Origin of the sequence: Janthinobacterium sp. 64, from assembly GCF_002813325.1 — a bacterium.
Lineage (GTDB): Bacteria > Pseudomonadota > Gammaproteobacteria > Burkholderiales > Burkholderiaceae_D > Janthinobacterium.
Map to the genome: position 1 here is coordinate 3,572,489 of NZ_PHUG01000001.1, position 17,184 is coordinate 3,589,672.

Sequence of the window (17,184 nt, forward strand, 5' to 3'; positions counted from 1 at the left end):
GCACGCTCCAGTAGGTCAGTGTTTGTCGGTTTCGCCGGCGTCGCGCAATTCATCCTTGCGCGCCGCCTTTTCTTCCAGGCCGGACAGGCCTTCGCGGCGCGCCAGCTCGTCGAGCACCTGCTGCGGCGTCAGGTCGAACTGCGCCAGCATCACCAGCGAGTGAAACCACAGGTCGGCGCATTCGTACAGAACCTTCGACGGGTCGTTGTCGCGGCGCGCATCCTTGGCGGCCATCACCGTTTCCGTCGCTTCTTCGCCGATTTTTTTCAAAATCGCATCATCGCCCTTGGCAAACAGGCGCGCGACATACGAGGTGGCGGGGTCGCCGCCATTGGCCAGCTTGCGCGATTCGATCACGGCGGCCAGGCGCTTCAGGGTTTCACTCATTTGCTCTTGCTTTCCGCGTAAATCGTCTCAGGGTCTTTCAGCACGGGGTCGGTGACTTGCCATTCGCCCGTTTTTTCGTCGCCTTCGAATTTCTGGAAGAAGCACGAATGGCGGCCCGTATGGCAGGCGATGCCGCCAGCCTGCTCGATTTTCAGCAAGACCACGTCTTCATCGCAATCGAGGCGGATTTCCAGCACCTTTTGCGTATGGCCCGACTCTTCGCCCTTGTGCCACAGTTTCTTGCGCGAACGGCTCCAGTACACGGCTTCGCCCAGCTCCACCGTGCGCGCCAGCGCGTCGCGGTTCATCCAGGCGAACATCAGCACGTCATTGCTGCCCGCTTCCTGCGCGATCACGGGCACCAGGCCGTGCTCGTCCCATTTGACCTTTTTCAGCCACTTGGCATTGCTTGCTACGATGGTTCCGTTTTGCATGTTCTATATCCTGGGTACTATTTTGTTTACGCCAGACGCATGGGAATGCCCTGCTGCGCCATGAAACGCTTGGCTTCCTGCACCGTGTGCTGGCCATAGTGGAAGATGCTGGCGGCCAGCACGGCGTCCGCGCGGCCCACCTTGATGCCGTCGACCAGGTCTTGCAAGCCGCCCACGCCGCCCGAGGCGATGACGGGGATGCTGACGGCGTCCGACACCCCGCGCGTCAGGCCCAGGTCGAAGCCCACCTTGGTGCCATCGCGGTCCATGCTGGTGAGCAAGATTTCGCCGGCGCCCAGGCTTTCCATTTTACGCGCCCATGCGAACGCGTCCAGACCCGTGGCCGTGCGTCCGCCATGGGTAAACACTTCCCACTTGCCGGGCGACACCTGCTTGGCGTCGATGGCGACGACGATGCATTGCGAGCCGTGCTTTTGCGACGCCTCAAACACCAGCTGCGGATTCGTCACGGCCGAGGTGTTGATGCTGACCTTGTCGGCGCCCGCGTTGAGCAGCCGGCGCACGTCTTCCACCACGCGCACGCCGCCACCCACGGTGAGCGGAATGAACACTTGCGAGGCGACGGCTTCGATGATGTCGAAGATCAGGCCGCGGTTGTCGCTGGACGCGGTAATGTCGAGGAAAGTGATTTCATCGGCGCCCTGCTCGTCATAGCGGCGGGCGATTTCCACGGGATCGCCAGCGTCGCGCAATTGCGTGAAGTTGACGCCTTTGACGACGCGGCCATTGGTCACGTCGAGGCAGGGGATGATACGTTTTGCAAGCATGATGGGTTCCAGATTGTCGCCAGGCCGGGCATGCACGCGCACACCCCGGCCGGGCAGGCTTAAACGGCGGCGTCGGTCAGTGCGTCGGCGCGTTCCTGCGCCTGCGCCAGGTCGATCGTGCCTTCATAGATGGAACGGCCGCAGATCACGCCTTCGATGCCTTCGGCCTGAACCGCGCACAGTGCTTCCACGTCGCCGATATTGTGCAGGCCGCCCGAAGCGATGACGGGGATCTTGACGGCTTGCGCCAGCTTGACGGTGGCGTCGATATTGATGCCGCCCATCATGCCGTCGCGGCCGATGTCCGTGTAAATGATCGATTCGACGCCGTAGGCTTCGAATTTTTTTGCCAGGTCGATCACTTCGTGGCCCGACATCTTGCTCCAGCCATCAGTTGCCACTTTGCCATCTTTCGCATCGAGGCCGACGATGATGTGGCCCGGGAAGGCGCTGCAGGCGTCGTGCAGGAAGCCGGGGCTTTTCACGGCCGCCGTGCCGATGATGATGTAGGTGATGCCGGCGTCGAGGTAACGCTCGATGGTGTCGAGGTCACGGATGCCGCCGCCCAGCTGCACGGGGATTTCCTCGATGTCGTTTTCTACGGCGAAATCCTGCACCGCTTTCAGGATGGCTTTCACGGCGCCTTCGTTCTTCGGCTTGCCGGCAAAAGCACCGTTCAGGTCGACCAGGTGCAGCCGGCGCGCGCCTTGCTTGAGCCAATGGAGGGCCATATCGGCCGGGTCTTCGGAAAATACGGTGGCAAGTTCCATATCGCCTTGTTTCAGGCGTACGCAGTGACCGTCTTTCAGGTCGATGGCGGGAATAAGCAGCATGGTCAGTGTGATTTAAAAGTGAGTGAGGGGCGGAAAAAAAGCCGGAGAGCTAACGTTAAGGTTGCCAGTGAACGAAGTTCTTGTACAGCTGCAAGCCAGCGGCAGCACTTTTTTCAGGGTGAAACTGTGTCGCGAAAATATTATCACGGGCGACGGCGCAAGCGAACGGCGCACCATAGACAGTCTCGCCCACCGTGTGCGCCGCCTCTTGAGGTTGAGCAAAATAGCTGTGCACAAAGTAGAAATACGCATTGTCGGCAATGCCATCCCACATCGCATGGGACGCCGTTTGCCGCACTTGGTTCCAGCCCATTTGCGGCACCTTGAAGCGCGAGCCGTCTTCCTGCACCTGGCCGTCGAGCTGGAAGCGCACGACTTTGCCTGGCAACAAGCCCAGACCGGCCGCGTCGCCCTCTTCGCTGCCGTCGAACAGCATCTGCTCGCCGATGCACACGCCCAGCACGGGCTTGCTGTCGGCGGCGCGCAGCAGCGCCTCCAATACGCCCGATTCGCGCAGGCTGCGCATGCAGTCGGGCATGGCGCCCTGGCCCGGCAAGACGATGCGGTCGGCGCTGTCGATGTCGGCAGCAAGGCCGGAGATGCGCACGTCGGCTTCCGGCGCCACGGCACGCAGCGCCTGCGCCACCGAGCGCAGGTTGCCCATGCCGTAATCCACCACCACAATTTTATTCATGTTTGATCCCGGAATCTACAATATAGCGAGAGCGGCGCTTACAGGCTGCCCTTGGTCGATGGAATGATGCCGGCCGCGCGCTCGTCGAGCTCGGCAGCCATGCGCAGCGCGCGGCCAAAGGCCTTGAACACGGTTTCGCATTGATGGTGGGCATTCGTGCCGCGCAGGTTATCGATATGCAAGGTCACGCCCGCATGGTTGACGAAGCCGCGGAAAAATTCCAGCGTCAGGTCGACGTCGAAGCCGGCGATCATGGCGCGCGTAAACGGGATGTGGTATTCGATGCCTGGGCGGCCCGAGAAATCGAGCACCACGCGCGACAGCGCCTCGTCCAGCGGCACGTACGCATGGCCATAGCGGCGGATGCCCTTCTTGTCGCCGATGGCCTTGGCCACGGCCATGCCCAGCGTGATACCCACATCTTCCACCGTATGGTGGTTGTCGATATGCACGTCGCCCGTCGCTTCGATATCGAGGTCGATCAAGCCGTGGCGGGCGATCTGGTCCAGCATATGGTCGAGGAAGGGCACGCCAGTGTTCAGCTTTTGCTGGCCCGTGCCATCGAGGTTGAGGGCGACGCGAACTTGCGTCTCATTGGTGTTGCGCGTAATTTCTGCGGTGCGGTTCATGGGAGGCTCTGGCGGTAGGCTAAACGAGGGATGCCTTGAAGGCATCGTAAAAAAGGGAATTTTCTTCCGGGGTGCTGACGCTGATGCGCAGGCAATTGGCCAACGCAGCATGCATTTTACTCATATTTTTAATTAAAACCCGGCGGGCAAGCAGTTTTGCACAAACATCGTCGGAATCGGCCACACGAATCAGAAGAAAATTTGCCTTCGAGGGGAATACCGTCACGCCGGGCAACTCTGCCAGGCGCAGCGCCAATGCATCGCGCGCGCTGTTGAGCAGGTCCGCCTGGGCATTCAACACGTCGATGTGATCGAGCGCGAATTCGGCCGCCGCCTGCGTCAACACATTGACGTTGTACGGCGGACGCACTTTCTCGAATTGCGCCAGCAGGGCCGGCGCGGCCGACATGTAACCGAGACGGATGCCGGCCAGGCCCAGTTTCGACACGGTGCGCATCACCACCAGGTTTTCATATTCGGGCAAACGGCCCATGAAGCTGTGCTGCGCGAACGGCTCATACGCTTCGTCGACGACGGCGATGCCCGTCTTGCCCAGGGCGGCGAGGATGCGCTCGATGTCGGCAGTGGCAAACAGGTTGCCCGTCGGGTTGTTCGGATAGGCGAGGAAGACCAGCGCCGGGCGGTGCTGTTCAATCGCCGCCAGCATGGCCGGCATGTCCAGGCTGAAGTCCGGGTTCAACGGCACGCCGACGAAATCCATGCCGGCAAACTGCGCCGAGCGCGCATACATGACGAAGGCGGGAACGGGCGCCAGCAGCACGGCGCGCTGGCCCGGCTCCTGGTGCGCGCAGGCCATGGCCAGGATGGAAATGAGTTCATCGGAGCCGTTGCCCAGCATGACGTCGTAGCCGGCGGGCACGCCCAACTTGGCGCAGATGGCCGCTTGCAGGCTGGCGTACGACGGCGGATAGCGGTTCAGCACCACGCCGGCCAGGCGCGCGCCCAGTTCCTCGCGCAGCTGCGGCGGCAGCGGATACGGGTTTTCCATCGCATCGAGTTTGATGTAACCGCTGGCATCGGCTACCTGGTAGCTGTTGATGGCGCGCACATCGGAGCGCACGGTATTGCTGATTAACTGATCGAGGAAAGACATGCTGCAAACACTCCTGATGAAATTAAATGGAGACTAAATGACGACGTCTTCCGGCACGCTAGCGCTGCGCGCCTTGCGGGCCGGCGCTTTTTTCGCGGCGGGCGGCTTTTTCACGGCAGCCGGTTTTTTGGCAGCCGCCGGCTTCTTCGCCGCCTTGGCGGCCTTCGGCGCGGGAGCCGCCGGTGCGGCCAGCTCCTGCGTCAATGCCGCCAGCCGTTGTTCGATGATGGCGCAATAATCGGGGTTCAGTTCAAAGCCGACGAAATCGCGCCCGCAGCGCTTGGCCGCCAGCGCCGTGGTGCCGCTGCCCATGAACAGGTCGAGCACCACGCCGCCGGGCGGGCACGAAGCCTTCACCATGCGCTCGATGATTTCCAGCGGCTTTTGCGTCGGGTGGTCGGCCCGTTCCGGGTGTTCCTTGTGCAGGCGCGAGACGCTCCACAAGTCTTTCGGGTTGTAGCCCACTTCCAGCCATTTCGCGCCGATGAAAATCGAGCGCGAACGGGCTTTCTTGGTGGCCGCGTCGTAGGCGATGCGCACCGCGTCAAGGTCGAAGTAGTAATCCTTGCGCTTGACGAAGAAGCCGATGGTGTCGTGCACCGATGAAAAGCTGCGCACGCTGCCGCCCATGGACGGCACGCGGCGGTCCCAGATGATTTCATTCATCATCGCCATGCGCTGTTTCAGCATGACGAAGATCTCCGGCGAATAGCGCCAGGTCAAGAAGATGTACAGGCTGCCGTTGGCTTTGAGCTTGGGCAGCGCCGCATCGATCCACGCCTCCGTCCAGCGCAGGTAGTCGGCCACCGACTGCTGGTCCGAGGCGTTGCCGTAATCCTTGCCCAGGTTGTACGGCGGATCCGTCAGGATCAGGTCCACCGAGCCATCGGGAATGCGCGCCAGCCCCGCCAGCGCATCTTCGCAATAGACCCGGTTGACCCAGTCCGGCTGCTCCGCCAACTTCGTCATGGCTGCGGCTTCAGGCGCAGTTCGGCACTGCGCGCGTGCGCCTGCAAGCCTTCGCCATACGCCAGCGTGGCGGCGACACGGCCCAGGGTTTGCGCGCCCGCTTCGCTGACGTGAATGATGGACGAGCGCTTCTGGAAGTCGTACACGCCCAGCGGCGACGAGAAACGCGCCGTGCGCGAGGTCGGCAGCACGTGATTGGGACCGCAGCAATAGTCGCCCAGCGATTCGGACGAGAAGCGGCCCAGGAACATGGCGCCCGCGTGGCGGATCTGCTCGGCCCACTGCTGCGGGTTATCCGCCGAAATTTCCAGGTGCTCGGCCGCGATGCTGTTGGCGATCTCGCACGCCTCTTCCATGCTGCGCACCTTGATCAGCGCGCCCCTGTCCTGCAGCGAAGTGCTGATGGTGGCCTGGCGCGGCATCGTCGGCAGCAGCCTGGCGATGCTCTCTTCGACTTTGGCGATGTAAGCGGCGTCCGGGCACAGCAAAATGGCCTGCGCCAGTTCGTCGTGCTCAGCCTGCGAAAACAGGTCCATCGCGACCCAGTCCGGGTCCGTCGTGCCGTCGCACAGCACCAGGATTTCGGATGGCCCGGCAATCATGTCGATGCCGACGATGCCGAACACGCGGCGCTTGGCGGCCGCCACATAGGCGTTGCCGGGGCCGACGATTTTATCGACTGCGGTGATGCTCTGTGTTCCATACGCCAGTGCCCCGACGGCTTGCGCGCCGCCGATGGTGATCACGCGCGTCACGCCGGCAATCGCGGCGGCGGCCAGCACCATCTGGTTTTTCACGCCATCGGGCGTCGGCACCACCATGATGATTTCGCCCACGCCCGCCACGTGCGCGGGAATGGCGTTCATCAGCACGGACGACGGATACGCTGCCTTGCCGCCCGGGACGTAGATGCCGACCCGGTCCAGCGGCGTGATCTTCTGGCCCAGCACCGTGCCATCGGGCTCGGTGTAGCTAAAACCGCGCAATTCCTCGCGCTGGCGTTCGTGGAAGGCGCGGATGCGCTGCGCGGCGATCTGCAGCGCTTCGCGCTGGGCCGACGGCAAGCCATTCAGGGCTGCCTGCAATTCGGCTTGCGAAATATCGAAGGCCGCCATTTCCGCCGCGCCGCCATGCGGGATGCGGTCGAAACGGTTGGTGTATTCCAGTACGGCGGCGTCGCCGCGCGTTTTCACGTCGGCCAGGATTTTTGCGACCGACGTTTCAATCGCCGCATCGGTGCCTGCCTCGAACGCCAGCAAGGTGTCGAGCGATTGTTGGAAACCATCCTGGCTTGAATCGAGCTTGCGTATCTGTATCGGCATAATCGGCTTTCTGCTACTGAGTGTCTAGGCTTGCGAAGTAGTTTGCGAAGCGCGTTCAAACGCCTCGATGATCGGCTGCAAGCGCTCGCGCTTGAGCTTGAGCGCTGCCTGGTTGACCACCAGGCGCGACGAAATTTCCATGATGTGCTCGACCTCGACGAGGTTGTTCGCGCGCAGGGTGCTGCCCGTGCTGACCAGGTCGACGATGGCGTCCGACAAGCCGACCAAAGGCGCCAGCTCCATCGAGCCATACAGCTTGATCAGGTCGACGTGCACGCCCTTGGCGGCGAAATGCTCGCGCGCCGTGTGCACGAACTTGGTGGCCACGCGCAGGCGCGCGCCCTGGTGCACGGCCTTTTCATAGTCAAAACCGGCCTGCACCGCCACCGACATGCGGCAAGAAGCGATATTCAGGTCGATCGGCTGGTACAGGCCTTCGCCGCCGTGTTCCAGCAGCACGTCCTTGCCCGCCACGCCGAAATCGGCCGCGCCGTACTGCACGTAGGTCGGCACGTCGCTGGCGCGCACGATGATGACGCGCACGTTCGGATCGTTGGTGGCCAAAATCAGCTTGCGCGAGGTCTCCGGGTTTTCCAGCACCTTGATGCCGGCCGCTTCCAGCAGCGGCATGGTGTCCTCAAAAATGCGGCCCTTCGACAGCGCCAGAATCAGCTGGGAGCTGTCACCGTTGTTCGATCCGTTCATGCTCGTTCCTTTTCTTGTTTTTACTTGATGCGCACGATGTTCGCGCCCACTGCCGACAACTTCACTTCCATGCGGTCGTAGCCGCGGTCGAGGTGATAGATGCGGTCGATCAGCGTTTCGCCATCGGCCGCCAGGGCCGCGATCACCAGCGAGGCCGAGGCGCGCAGGTCGGTCGCCATCACGGGTGCGCCGCGCAGCTGCTTGACGCCGGCGATGATGGCCGTGTTGCCCTCGATGGTGATGTCGGCGCCCAGGCGGTTCATTTCCTGCACGTGCATGAAGCGGTTCTCGAAAATCGTCTCGGTGACGCGGCTGGCACCATTGGCGATGGTGTTCACCGCCATGAACTGCGCCTGCATGTCGGTCGGGAAGCCCGGGTATTCCGTGGTGCGGAAGCTGACGGGGTTCGGGCGGGCCGACATCTCGGCGCGGATCCAGTCGGCGCCGAAGGTCATCGTCAGGCCCATGGCGCGCAGCTTGTCGAGCGCCGCGTCGAGGATATCGGTGCGCACGTTGCGCAGGGTGATGTCGCCGCCGGTGGCCGCCACGGCGCACAGGAAGGTGCCCGTCTCGATACGGTCGGCGATCACCGCGTGCGAGGCGCCGTGCAAGGCGTCCACGCCCTGGATCACCAGGCGGCTGGTGCCGATGCCGTCGATCTTCGCGCCCATGGCCACCAGCAGGTGCGCCAGGTCGGTCACTTCCGGTTCGCAGGCGGCGTTTTCCAGGATGGTTTCGCCTTCGGCCAGGGTCGCGGCCATCAGCAGGTTCTCGGTGCCGGTGACGGTGATCATGTCGGTGACGATGCGCGCGCCTTTGAGCTTGGCGCACTTGGCGTAGATGTAGCCCGCCTCAATGCGGATCTCGGCGCCCAGCGCCTCTAAACCCTTGATGTGCTGGTCGACGGGGCGCGAACCGATGGCGCAGCCGCCCGGCAGCGACACCTTCGCTTCGCCGAAGCGCGCCAGCATGGGGCCGAGCACCAGGATCGAGGCACGCATGGTTTTCACCAGTTCATATGGCGCTTCCAGGGTGTCGATGGCGCTGCCGTTGAGGACCACGCGGTCGCCATCCTGCTGCACTTTCAGGCCCGTCTGGCCCAGCAGTTTGAGCATGGTGGCCACGTCGTGCAAGTGCGGCACGTTGGTCAGGTCCAGGTCGCCCGCGGTCAGCAGGCCGGCGCACAGGATCGGCAGAGCGGCGTTTTTCGCGCCGGAGATGGCGATGTCGCCGTTCAGGCGGTTGCCGCCGTTGATGAGGAGCTTGTCCATGTGCTTATCCTTGGAATTCTTCAGGTGTCAGGGTTTTCATCGACAGCGCGTGGATCTCTTCGCGCATGCGGTCGCCCAGCGCCGCATAGACGATCTGGTGGCGGGCGATCAAACGCTTGCCGGCAAACGCGGGCGAGACGATCACGGCCTGGAAGTGCTGGCCATCGCCCTCCACTTCGAGGTGCGTGCATTCGAGGCCGGCCGACAGGTAGCCGTGGATCAGTTCTGGAGTGGTGGTCACGATAAGTCCTTGATATTGAATAAGGTAGTAATGGAATGTGCCGCAATCAGTGGCGTAATCTGTAACCGCTTTTCAGCAGGCGGATCGAGGCCAGCGCCAGGATCACGAGGAAGCCGGCGACGATGGAAAGACTGAGCCACGGGCTGACGTCGGACGTGCCGAAGAAGCCGTAGCGGAAGCCGTCAATCATGTAAAAGAAGGGGTTCAAATGCGATACCGTCTGCCAGAACGCGGGCAGCGAGTGGATCGAATAGAACACGCCCGACAAAAAGGTGGCCGGCATGATCAGGAAGTTCTGGAAGGCGGCCAGCTGGTCGAATTTTTCGGCCCAGATGCCGGCGATCAGGCCCATGGTGCCCAGCATCGCGGCGCCCAGGAAGGCGAAGATGACGATCCACAGCGGCGCGACGAACGACAGGTCGGCGAACCAGCAGGTGATGGCAAACACGCCAAAGCCCACGGCCAGGCCGCGCGCGACGGAAGCGAGTACATACGCCGAGAAGATTTCCCAGTGCGACAGGGGCGTGAGCAGCACGAATACCAGGTTGCCCGTGATCTTCGACTGGATCAGCGAGGACGAGGAATTGGCAAACGCGTTTTGCAGCACGCTCATCATCACCAGGCCGGGAATCAGAAAGGCCGTGTAGCTGACGCCGGGGCTCGGCTCCACGCGGCCGTCCAACACATGGCCGAACACCAGCAGGTACAGCATCGACGTGAGCACGGGCGCGGCCACGGTTTGCGTCGCCACTTTCCAGAAGCGCAGCGTTTCTTTGTAGACGAGGGTGCGAAATCCTGTCGAAATCATACGGTACCTTTATCCATGATCTGCAAGAAGATATCTTCCAGGTCGGCTTGTTGCAATTGCATTTCGTCGATCTCGACGCCCGCTTCACGCAGGCGGGCGAGGATTTTTTCGACTTCGCTGTATTCGTTGACGCGCAGGCTGAACTTGTTCGGCGCCTGCTGTTCTTCCGGGTGCAGCACCAGGTGCTGCAGGTCGGCCGGCAGGCTGCCGTGTTTCAGGTGCAGTTGCAGTTGCGAGCCGGCGATGCGGCGGATCAGGGCCGACATGGTATCGAGCGCCACCACCTTGCCGGTTTTCAGCATGGCCACGCGCTGGCACATGGCTTGCGCCTCTTCCAGGTAGTGGGTGGTCAGCACGACCGTGTGGCCGCCTTCGCGGTTCAGGCGCGAGATGAACTTCCACAGCGTCTGGCGCAGTTCCACGTCGACGCCGGCAGTCGGTTCATCGAGCACGATGACGGGCGGCTTGTGCACCAGCGCCTGCGCCACGAGCACGCGGCGCTTCATGCCGCCGGACAGCGCGCGCATATTCGTGTCGGCCTTGCCGGTGAGGTCGAGGTTTTCCATGACCTCGTCGATCCACTTGTCGTTGTTCGGCAGGCCAAAGTAACCGGATTGCAGACGCAGGGTTTCGCGCACGGTGAAAAACGGGTCGAACACCAGTTCCTGCGGCACCACGCCCAGGTTGCGGCGCGCGTTGCGGAAGTCCTTGACGACGTCGTGGCCATGGATCTTGACGGTGCCCGCGTCGGGGCGTATCAGGCCGGCGATGATGGATATGAGGGTGGTCTTGCCGGCGCCATTCGGGCCGAGCAGGCCGAAAAATTCACCTTCCTCGATGGCCAGCGACACGCCGCCCAGCGCCTTGAGCGATTTATAGCTCTTTTCTACATTCGTGATTTGAATTGCGGTCATGTGCTTGTTTCAAGTGTAATGCGTCTGTTGTGATGCGCCAGTTGCCGGAGACATCCAGGCCGGCTGGCCGGTGCAGGGCGCCCCCTTCAGACGAGGGCGGCGCAACAGTCAATTATAGTTGGAAAATTCGTGGAACACTTGGAGATCAATCCGGCGGCGCTGCTGGCCTGCCGGCTTGAAAGCTACTGCTGATGCGGGGAGTGGGACAGGATCAATGATGATGCAGGTCGGACGGGCTGCGTTCGGCGTGGCCGCCGGCGCTGGCGCAGTCGTCGGCCGTCAACGTGCTCGACACGAGCGAGCAGACGCCATACAGCTTGGTGAGGTTCTTCAGGTTGTTCGGCAGGTTTTTCAGCTCCAGCACGGCGCCCGCATCCTGCGCGGCGCGCTGCCACGTCAGCATGACGGACACGGCGGCCGAATCGACGGCCTTGACGTTGCGCAAGTCGAACTTGGTCTGACCCGAGCGGATGGCGTCCAGACCCTGCTCCAATGCCGAGGTGGCATTGTGCACGGTCAGGGAAGTCAGGGACTGCAAGGTGTCGAGAGAGTCGGGCATGGCGTCGGGCTGCGCTGGTCTGGAGCTGGTTCAGGAGCTATATGATAGCCGATTATTTGGCTTTGACGGTCGGACGGCTGGCCAGGGCCTTGTTTTTTGCCTGCAAGGTCTTGATCAGGCCATCGATGCCGCCCTTGCTGATCTCGCTGGCGAAGCTGCTTTTGTACGTTTCCACCAGCCACGCGCCCAGCACGTTGATGTCATAGATCTTCCAGCCGGACGGGGTTTTCGCCACGCGGTAGTTCAGGGGCACGGGTTCGCCGCGCGCCACGTTGACTTGCGAGCGCACTTCCACTTCCGTGTCGCTCGGGTCGGCGCGCATCGGCTTGAATTCCACGGTTTCGTTCTTGATCTGCGACAGGGCGCCCGAATACGTGTAGATCAGCAAGGTGCGAAATTCCGCGGACAGCTGCTTTTGCTGGTCCGGCGTGGCATCGCGCCAGAAGCGGCCGGCGGCCAGGGCCGTCATGCGCTGGAAATCCACGTACGGCAAGATCTTGCTTTCCACCAATTCGGTGACGCGCTTGATATCGCCCGCCTGGATCGCCTTGTCGGCCTTGGCCGTGTCGATCACGTCCTGGCTGATGCGTTTGACCAATACGTCCGGCGCTTCCGTCGCGGGGGCAGCCTGGGCGGCGGTGGCAAAGGCGATGGTCGCCATCGCCAGCAATTGTTTCATCAATTTCATGGTTCTACCTTTCATGGTGTTGCTATGCACCGGCTGGCGTTGATCGCAGCCGTGGTGTTTCTGTACCGGAGTTTACTCCTGGAGCCTGGCCTCGGCGGCCACGGTATTGCTACCAGATGTTACGAGGTCCGCCGGCGCAACGTCGGTCGCGGCGGTCGCTGGTGGGGCTTCCACAGGGGCCGCCTGCGGTTTCGCATCGTACTCCGGCGCATAATCGCTGCTGTCGTTTTTTGGCACTTTACGGTCGCGGCGGTCCGTATCGCCATCGAACACCTTGCTTTCGCGCGCCTGCAGGAAGCCGTCGCGGATGAACTCATAGCGGTCCAGCGCGGCCGCTTCCATCAGGTTGGTCGCGTCGAGCAGCGCGGCGCGCTTGTCGACGATGCGCGTCACCGTACCGATATTGCGCACCGAGACAGGGTCCTTGTAGCGCCATGGGTCGCCCGTGACATCGAGCGGCAGGGCCACCGTGTCACGCACGGTCGACGGGCCCAGCAGCGGCAGCATCACGTACGGACCAGGCTGGATGCCATACCAGCCCAGGGTCTGGCCAAAGTCTTCGTTATGCTTCGGAATGCCCGCCTGCGAGGCGATGTCGATCAGGCCAAAGATGCCGAAAGTCGAGTTCATGCTGACGCGCACGACGTCTTGCAAGCCCGCCTCACCCTTGCCTTGCAGCAAATTGTTCACGGCGCTCCACACATCGGACAAGTTGCCGAAGAAGTTGCCCACGCCCGTTTGCACGAACGATGGCGTGACTTTCTTGTAGGCCGTGGCGACCGGTTTCAGGGCCACCTGGTCGACGGTGTCGTTGAACTTGAACATGGCGCGGTTATACCCTTCCAGCGGGTCGCGCGGATTGGTGCCGGTGGCGCAAGCGCTCACGCTGGCGGCGATGGCCAGGGCCAGGCCGATACGCGCCAGGCTGCCTTGGGATTGTTTGGTCGACTCGCTCATTTGCTGTCCTTTCCTTCCGCTGCCTTGCTGTAGATGAACTGATTGATCAGGTCTTCCAGCACTGTGGCCGATTGAGTACGGGCAATCTTATCGCCCTCTGCCAGGTTCGCCAGATCGCCGCCTGCTTCCAGGCCGATATACTGCTCACCCAGCAAACCGGCCGTCAAAATCTTGGCCGAGCTGTCTTTCGGAAATTTGTAGCCATCTTCGATGTCGAGTTTCACCAGCGCCTGGTAGGTCTTGTCGTCAAAGCGGATCTCCGCCACGCGCCCCACCACCACGCCAGCGCCCTTGACGGGCGCCTGCGGCTTGAGACCGCCAATATTGTCGAACTTGGCACTAATGGTATACGTCTTGCTGAAAGACAGCGAGCTCATATTGCCGGCCTTGAGCGCCAGAAACATCAATGCCGCCACACCCAGCAAGACGAACAAGCCAACCCAGACATCTATAGATTTACGTTGCATAAACAATCCTAAATAATTTTTACTTGCTGCCGCCTGCGCAACATCCTGCCCAGGCCAGCTGTTGTTGGCTGATCCGCAATTACTTGCTAAACATCAACGCCGTCATCATGAAATCGAGCCACCACACCATCAACGACGAAATCACCACCGTGCGCGTGGTGGCGCCGGAGACATCTTCCGGCGTCGGCTGTGCCTGATACCCCTGGAACAGCGCGATGAACGTCACCGCGATGCCGAAGACCATGCTTTTCACATAGGTACCATTGGCGATATCTTTCCAGATATTCACGCCGCCCTGCATCTGCGACCAGAACGAGCCTTCATCAACGCCGATCAGCACGACGCCCACCAGGTAGCTCCCGATGACGCCGACGGCCGTGAAGATGCCGCCGAGGATAGGCATGGCGATCACGCCGGCCCAGAAGCGGGGCGCCAGCACGCGCTGGATCGGATTGACGGCCATCATTTCCATGGCCGACAATTGCTCACCCGCCTTCATCAGGCCGATTTCCGCCGTCAGCGAGGTGCCGGCGCGGCCCGCGAACAGCAGCGCCGTAACGACCGGACCCAGTTCACGCATCAAGGACAACGCCACCAACTGCCCCAGCGATTGCGTCGCGCCAAAGGTGCTCAGCGTGTAATAACCTTGCAAACCCAGCACCATGCCGACGAACAGGCCGGACACGGCGATGATCAGCACCGACCGGCTGCCGATGTAAAACAATTGCTCGACGAGCAAGTGCGGACGGCGCCACAGGCCCCCCGAAGAGGCGATGATGAGGAAGAACGAACGCACGGCAAAGCCGAGGTCTTGTACCGACCGCCGCAACCATGCTCCGATCGCCGCCAGGAAACGCGCGATCATCGGCCTGCTCCCGCGTGCAAGCCCAGGTCGTCGGCCAGCGACTTGCCCGGATAGTGGAACGGTACGGGGCCATCGGCCTCGGCATTGACGAACTGCTTGACGTACGGATGCGTCGACACGGCCATCTGGGCCGGCGTGCCGTGCGCCACGATCTTGCCCGATGATAGAAAATACACATAATCAGCGATGGCGAAACACTCCTTCACGTCGTGCGATACCAGGATAGACGTGGAACCCAGCGCATCGTTCAGATTGCGGATCAAATTGGCCGTCACCCCCATGGAAATCGGGTCGAGGCCGGCGAACGGCTCGTCGTACATGATCAGTTCGGGGTCGAGCGCGATGGCGCGCGCCAACGCGACGCGGCGGCCCATGCCGCCCGAGATCTCGGCCGGCTTCAATTGCGCCGCATTGCGCAGCCCCACGGCGTGCAGTTTCATCAGCACCAGAGTGCGGATCAGCTCTTCATTCAGATCCGTGTGTTCGCGCAGGGGGAACGCCACGTTCTCGAACGCCGTCAAGTCCGTAAACAGGGCGCCGTGCTGGAACAGCATGCCCATCTTGCGGCGCATTTGATATAACTCGTCGGTTTTGAGCGTATGCACGATCTGGCCGTCGATATTCACGGAGCCGGAACTGGGGCGCAGCTGGCCGCCGATCAGGCGCAATACGGTCGTCTTGCCACTGCCGGAGCCACCCATGACGGCCACAACTTTTCCACGTGGGAAATCCATTTGAAGGCCCGATAAAATCGAACGTTCTCCATAGGCAAAGTGTAAATCACGGATCTCAACAAGATTTGGCACGACGAAGCTCACTATTTTAATGGCGTATTGTAGTGCAGAAACGCCAACCTCTGCTGAGACACCCCCTCGCACGGCCCGGGACAGGGGGAGAATACAACACTAATGAATCGAAAGTCAGATATTTTATTGTAAAAAACGCGAGCCTGCACATGCGCCGCCCCCACAAACGGCGGCATGACGAAAAGAACAAGGGCCACGACGCATCGCGCGCCGTGGCCCTGGCTTGATCCAGCTCAAATCTTAGCGTGGCAGCAGCGATGATCCCATCAGGAACTCATCGACGGCGCGCGCACACTGGCGCCCTTCGCGGATGGCCCAGACCACCAGCGACTGGCCACGGCGCATGTCGCCGGCGGCAAAGACTTTCGACACCGAGGTCTGGTAGCAGCCGGCGCCATCCGTTGTCGCCTTGACGTTGCCGCGCGCATCCGTATCGACACCGAACGCTTGCAGCACTTGTTGCACTGGCGAAACAAAACCCATGGCCAGGAAGACCAGGTCCGCTTTCATTTCGAATTCCGAGTTCGGCACTTCGCTCATCTTGCCGTCTTTCCATTCGACTCGGCAGGCGATCAGCTTTTCCACCTTGCCACCCTTGCCTTCGAAACGCTTGGTGGCCACGGCCCAGTCGCGCTCGCAGCCTTCCTCGTGCGAGGACGAGGTGCGCAGCTTGGTCGGCCAGTACGGCCAGACCAGCGGCTTGTTTTCCTGTTCCGGCGGCTGCGGCATCAGTTCGAACTGGGCCACCGAGGCGGCGCCATGGCGGTTCGAGGTGCCCACGCAGTCGGACCCCGTGTCGCCGCCGCCGATCACCACCACATGCTTGCCCGTCGCCTTGATCTGGTCCTTGAGCTTGTCGCCCGCGTTGACCTTGTTTTGCAGCGGCAGGAAATCCATGGCGAAGTGCACGCCTTTCAGTTCGCGGCCCGGCACGGGCAAGTCGCGCGGCTGCTCGGCGCCGCCGGCCATGATGACGGCGTCAAATTCTTTTTCCAGGTCTTCCGGGAAAATGGTTTCCTTGGCCCAGTTGTTCACATGGGCAGGGAAATCCTTGCCCACCAGGACGCTGGTGCGGAAGACCACGCCTTCGGCTTCCATTTGTTTCACGCGCAAGTCGATGTGCGATTTTTCCATCTTGAAGTCGGGGATGCCATAACGCAACAAACCACCGACCCGGTCGCTCTTTTCAAACACGGTGACGGCATGGCCGGCGCGCGCCAGCTGCTGCGCCGCCGCCAGGCCGGCAGGGCCGGAACCGACGATGGCCACTTTCTTGCCGGTGCTAAAACCTGCCGGCTGCGGCGTGACCCAGCCGTGCTCCCAGCCCATGTCGATGATTTTATGCTCGATCGACTTGATGCCGACCGGATCTTCGTGGATGCCCAGGGTGCAGGCCGATTCGCACGGCGCCGGGCAGATGCGGCCCGTAAATTCCGGGAAGTTGTTGGTCGAATGCAAGACGTCGAGCGCTTCGCGGTAGTTACCGCGGTACACCAGATCATTCCAGTCAGGAATGATGTTATTCACGGGGCAACCCGTGGTGCAGAAGGGAATGCCGCAATCCATGCAGCGCGCGCCTTGCACGGTCGCTTGCGCGTCCGACAGGTGCAAGACAAATTCCTTGTAGTTCTTCAGGCGCGCGGCAGGCTCCAGATAGTGCTCGTCCTGGCGCTTGAATTCCATGAAGCCGGTAATTTTACCCACGATAGTTCCTTTGTATTTTTAGCTGGCGG

21 protein-coding genes are annotated in these 17,184 nt (G+C 61.8%); all 21 read right to left on the reverse strand.

Annotated elements, in window-relative coordinates:
- Nucleotides 1–15 precede the first annotated feature (15 nt).
- On the reverse strand, nt 16–387 hold the full coding sequence (locus tag CLU91_RS15695; RefSeq protein WP_034753849.1) for a phosphoribosyl-ATP diphosphatase: 372 nt from the start codon (nt 385–387) through the stop codon (nt 16–18).
- On the reverse strand, nt 384–821 hold the full coding sequence (gene hisI / locus CLU91_RS15700; RefSeq protein WP_034753847.1) for a phosphoribosyl-AMP cyclohydrolase: 438 nt from the start codon (nt 819–821) through the stop codon (nt 384–386). Before hisI ends, CLU91_RS15695 begins: the two co-directional genes overlap by 4 nt.
- A gap of 26 nt (nt 822–847) precedes the next feature.
- Complete coding sequence (hisF, locus tag CLU91_RS15705; RefSeq protein ID WP_071075125.1) at nt 848–1,609, reverse strand: imidazole glycerol phosphate synthase subunit HisF; 762 nt, start codon at nt 1,607–1,609, stop codon at nt 848–850.
- A 59-nt stretch (nt 1,610–1,668) separates the two neighbouring features.
- Nucleotides 1,669–2,442: a 1-(5-phosphoribosyl)-5-[(5-phosphoribosylamino)methylideneamino]imidazole-4-carboxamide isomerase gene (gene hisA / locus CLU91_RS15710; RefSeq protein ID WP_100874906.1), complete on the reverse strand. Its 774-nt coding sequence runs from the start codon at nt 2,440–2,442 to the stop codon at nt 1,669–1,671.
- 55 nt (nt 2,443–2,497) lie between these two features.
- Complete coding sequence (gene hisH, locus CLU91_RS15715; RefSeq protein ID WP_100874907.1) at nt 2,498–3,136, reverse strand: imidazole glycerol phosphate synthase subunit HisH; 639 nt, start codon at nt 3,134–3,136, stop codon at nt 2,498–2,500.
- A gap of 38 nt (nt 3,137–3,174) precedes the next feature.
- Complete coding sequence (hisB, locus tag CLU91_RS15720; protein WP_010402123.1) at nt 3,175–3,765, reverse strand: imidazoleglycerol-phosphate dehydratase HisB; 591 nt, start codon at nt 3,763–3,765, stop codon at nt 3,175–3,177.
- Between the two features lie 19 nt (nt 3,766–3,784).
- Complete coding sequence (hisC, locus tag CLU91_RS15725) at nt 3,785–4,879, reverse strand: histidinol-phosphate transaminase (protein WP_100874908.1); 1,095 nt, start codon at nt 4,877–4,879, stop codon at nt 3,785–3,787.
- A gap of 33 nt (nt 4,880–4,912) precedes the next feature.
- The gene (locus CLU91_RS15730) at nt 4,913–5,848 is read right to left on the reverse strand and encodes a DNA-methyltransferase (RefSeq protein WP_100874909.1); all 936 of its coding nucleotides are present in this window, start codon (nt 5,846–5,848) and stop codon (nt 4,913–4,915) included.
- Nucleotides 5,845–7,170, reverse strand: coding sequence for a histidinol dehydrogenase (gene hisD / locus CLU91_RS15735; protein ID WP_100874910.1), 1,326 nt, complete (start codon nt 7,168–7,170; stop codon nt 5,845–5,847). The genes CLU91_RS15730 and hisD overlap by 4 nt, the downstream gene beginning before the upstream one ends.
- A 24-nt stretch (nt 7,171–7,194) precedes the next feature.
- On the reverse strand, nt 7,195–7,875 hold the full coding sequence (hisG, locus tag CLU91_RS15740) for an ATP phosphoribosyltransferase (protein WP_100874911.1): 681 nt from the start codon (nt 7,873–7,875) through the stop codon (nt 7,195–7,197).
- A 20-nt stretch (nt 7,876–7,895) separates the two neighbouring features.
- Nucleotides 7,896–9,146 carry a UDP-N-acetylglucosamine 1-carboxyvinyltransferase gene (gene murA, locus CLU91_RS15745; protein ID WP_070257789.1) on the reverse strand — a complete coding sequence of 417 codons (1,251 nt, stop codon included), beginning with the start codon at nt 9,144–9,146 and terminating at the stop codon, nt 7,896–7,898.
- A 4-nt stretch (nt 9,147–9,150) separates the two neighbouring features.
- Nucleotides 9,151–9,387 carry a BolA family protein gene (locus CLU91_RS15750; protein WP_010402134.1) on the reverse strand — a complete coding sequence of 79 codons (237 nt, stop codon included), beginning with the start codon at nt 9,385–9,387 and terminating at the stop codon, nt 9,151–9,153.
- A 46-nt stretch (nt 9,388–9,433) separates the two neighbouring features.
- The gene (locus tag CLU91_RS15755; protein WP_076569463.1) at nt 9,434–10,195 is read right to left on the reverse strand and encodes an ABC transporter permease; all 762 of its coding nucleotides are present in this window, start codon (nt 10,193–10,195) and stop codon (nt 9,434–9,436) included.
- Nucleotides 10,192–11,109: an ABC transporter ATP-binding protein gene (locus CLU91_RS15760; RefSeq protein WP_100874912.1), complete on the reverse strand. Its 918-nt coding sequence runs from the start codon at nt 11,107–11,109 to the stop codon at nt 10,192–10,194. Before CLU91_RS15760 ends, CLU91_RS15755 begins: the two co-directional genes overlap by 4 nt.
- A gap of 211 nt (nt 11,110–11,320) precedes the next feature.
- Complete coding sequence (locus tag CLU91_RS15765) at nt 11,321–11,668, reverse strand: STAS domain-containing protein (RefSeq protein WP_034753819.1); 348 nt, start codon at nt 11,666–11,668, stop codon at nt 11,321–11,323.
- Between the two features lie 52 nt (nt 11,669–11,720).
- Nucleotides 11,721–12,356 (reverse strand): MlaC/ttg2D family ABC transporter substrate-binding protein, encoded by a 636-nt coding sequence (locus tag CLU91_RS15770; RefSeq protein ID WP_100874913.1) that lies wholly within the window; start codon nt 12,354–12,356, stop codon nt 11,721–11,723.
- A 72-nt stretch (nt 12,357–12,428) separates the two neighbouring features.
- On the reverse strand, nt 12,429–13,313 hold the full coding sequence (locus tag CLU91_RS15775; RefSeq protein ID WP_100874914.1) for an MlaA family lipoprotein: 885 nt from the start codon (nt 13,311–13,313) through the stop codon (nt 12,429–12,431).
- Nucleotides 13,310–13,780, reverse strand: coding sequence for an outer membrane lipid asymmetry maintenance protein MlaD (mlaD, locus tag CLU91_RS15780; RefSeq protein WP_100874915.1), 471 nt, complete (start codon nt 13,778–13,780; stop codon nt 13,310–13,312). Before mlaD ends, CLU91_RS15775 begins: the two co-directional genes overlap by 4 nt.
- Nucleotides 13,781–13,859: 79 nt before the next feature.
- Nucleotides 13,860–14,645: a lipid asymmetry maintenance ABC transporter permease subunit MlaE gene (gene mlaE / locus CLU91_RS15785; protein ID WP_100874916.1), complete on the reverse strand. Its 786-nt coding sequence runs from the start codon at nt 14,643–14,645 to the stop codon at nt 13,860–13,862.
- Nucleotides 14,642–15,451 (reverse strand): ABC transporter ATP-binding protein, encoded by an 810-nt coding sequence (locus tag CLU91_RS15790; protein WP_099764359.1) that lies wholly within the window; start codon nt 15,449–15,451, stop codon nt 14,642–14,644. The genes mlaE and CLU91_RS15790 overlap by 4 nt, the downstream gene beginning before the upstream one ends.
- Nucleotides 15,452–15,691: 240 nt before the next feature.
- Nucleotides 15,692–17,155 (reverse strand): glutamate synthase subunit beta, encoded by a 1,464-nt coding sequence (locus CLU91_RS15795; protein WP_100874917.1) that lies wholly within the window; start codon nt 17,153–17,155, stop codon nt 15,692–15,694.
- Nucleotides 17,156–17,184: the final 29 nt, after the last annotated feature.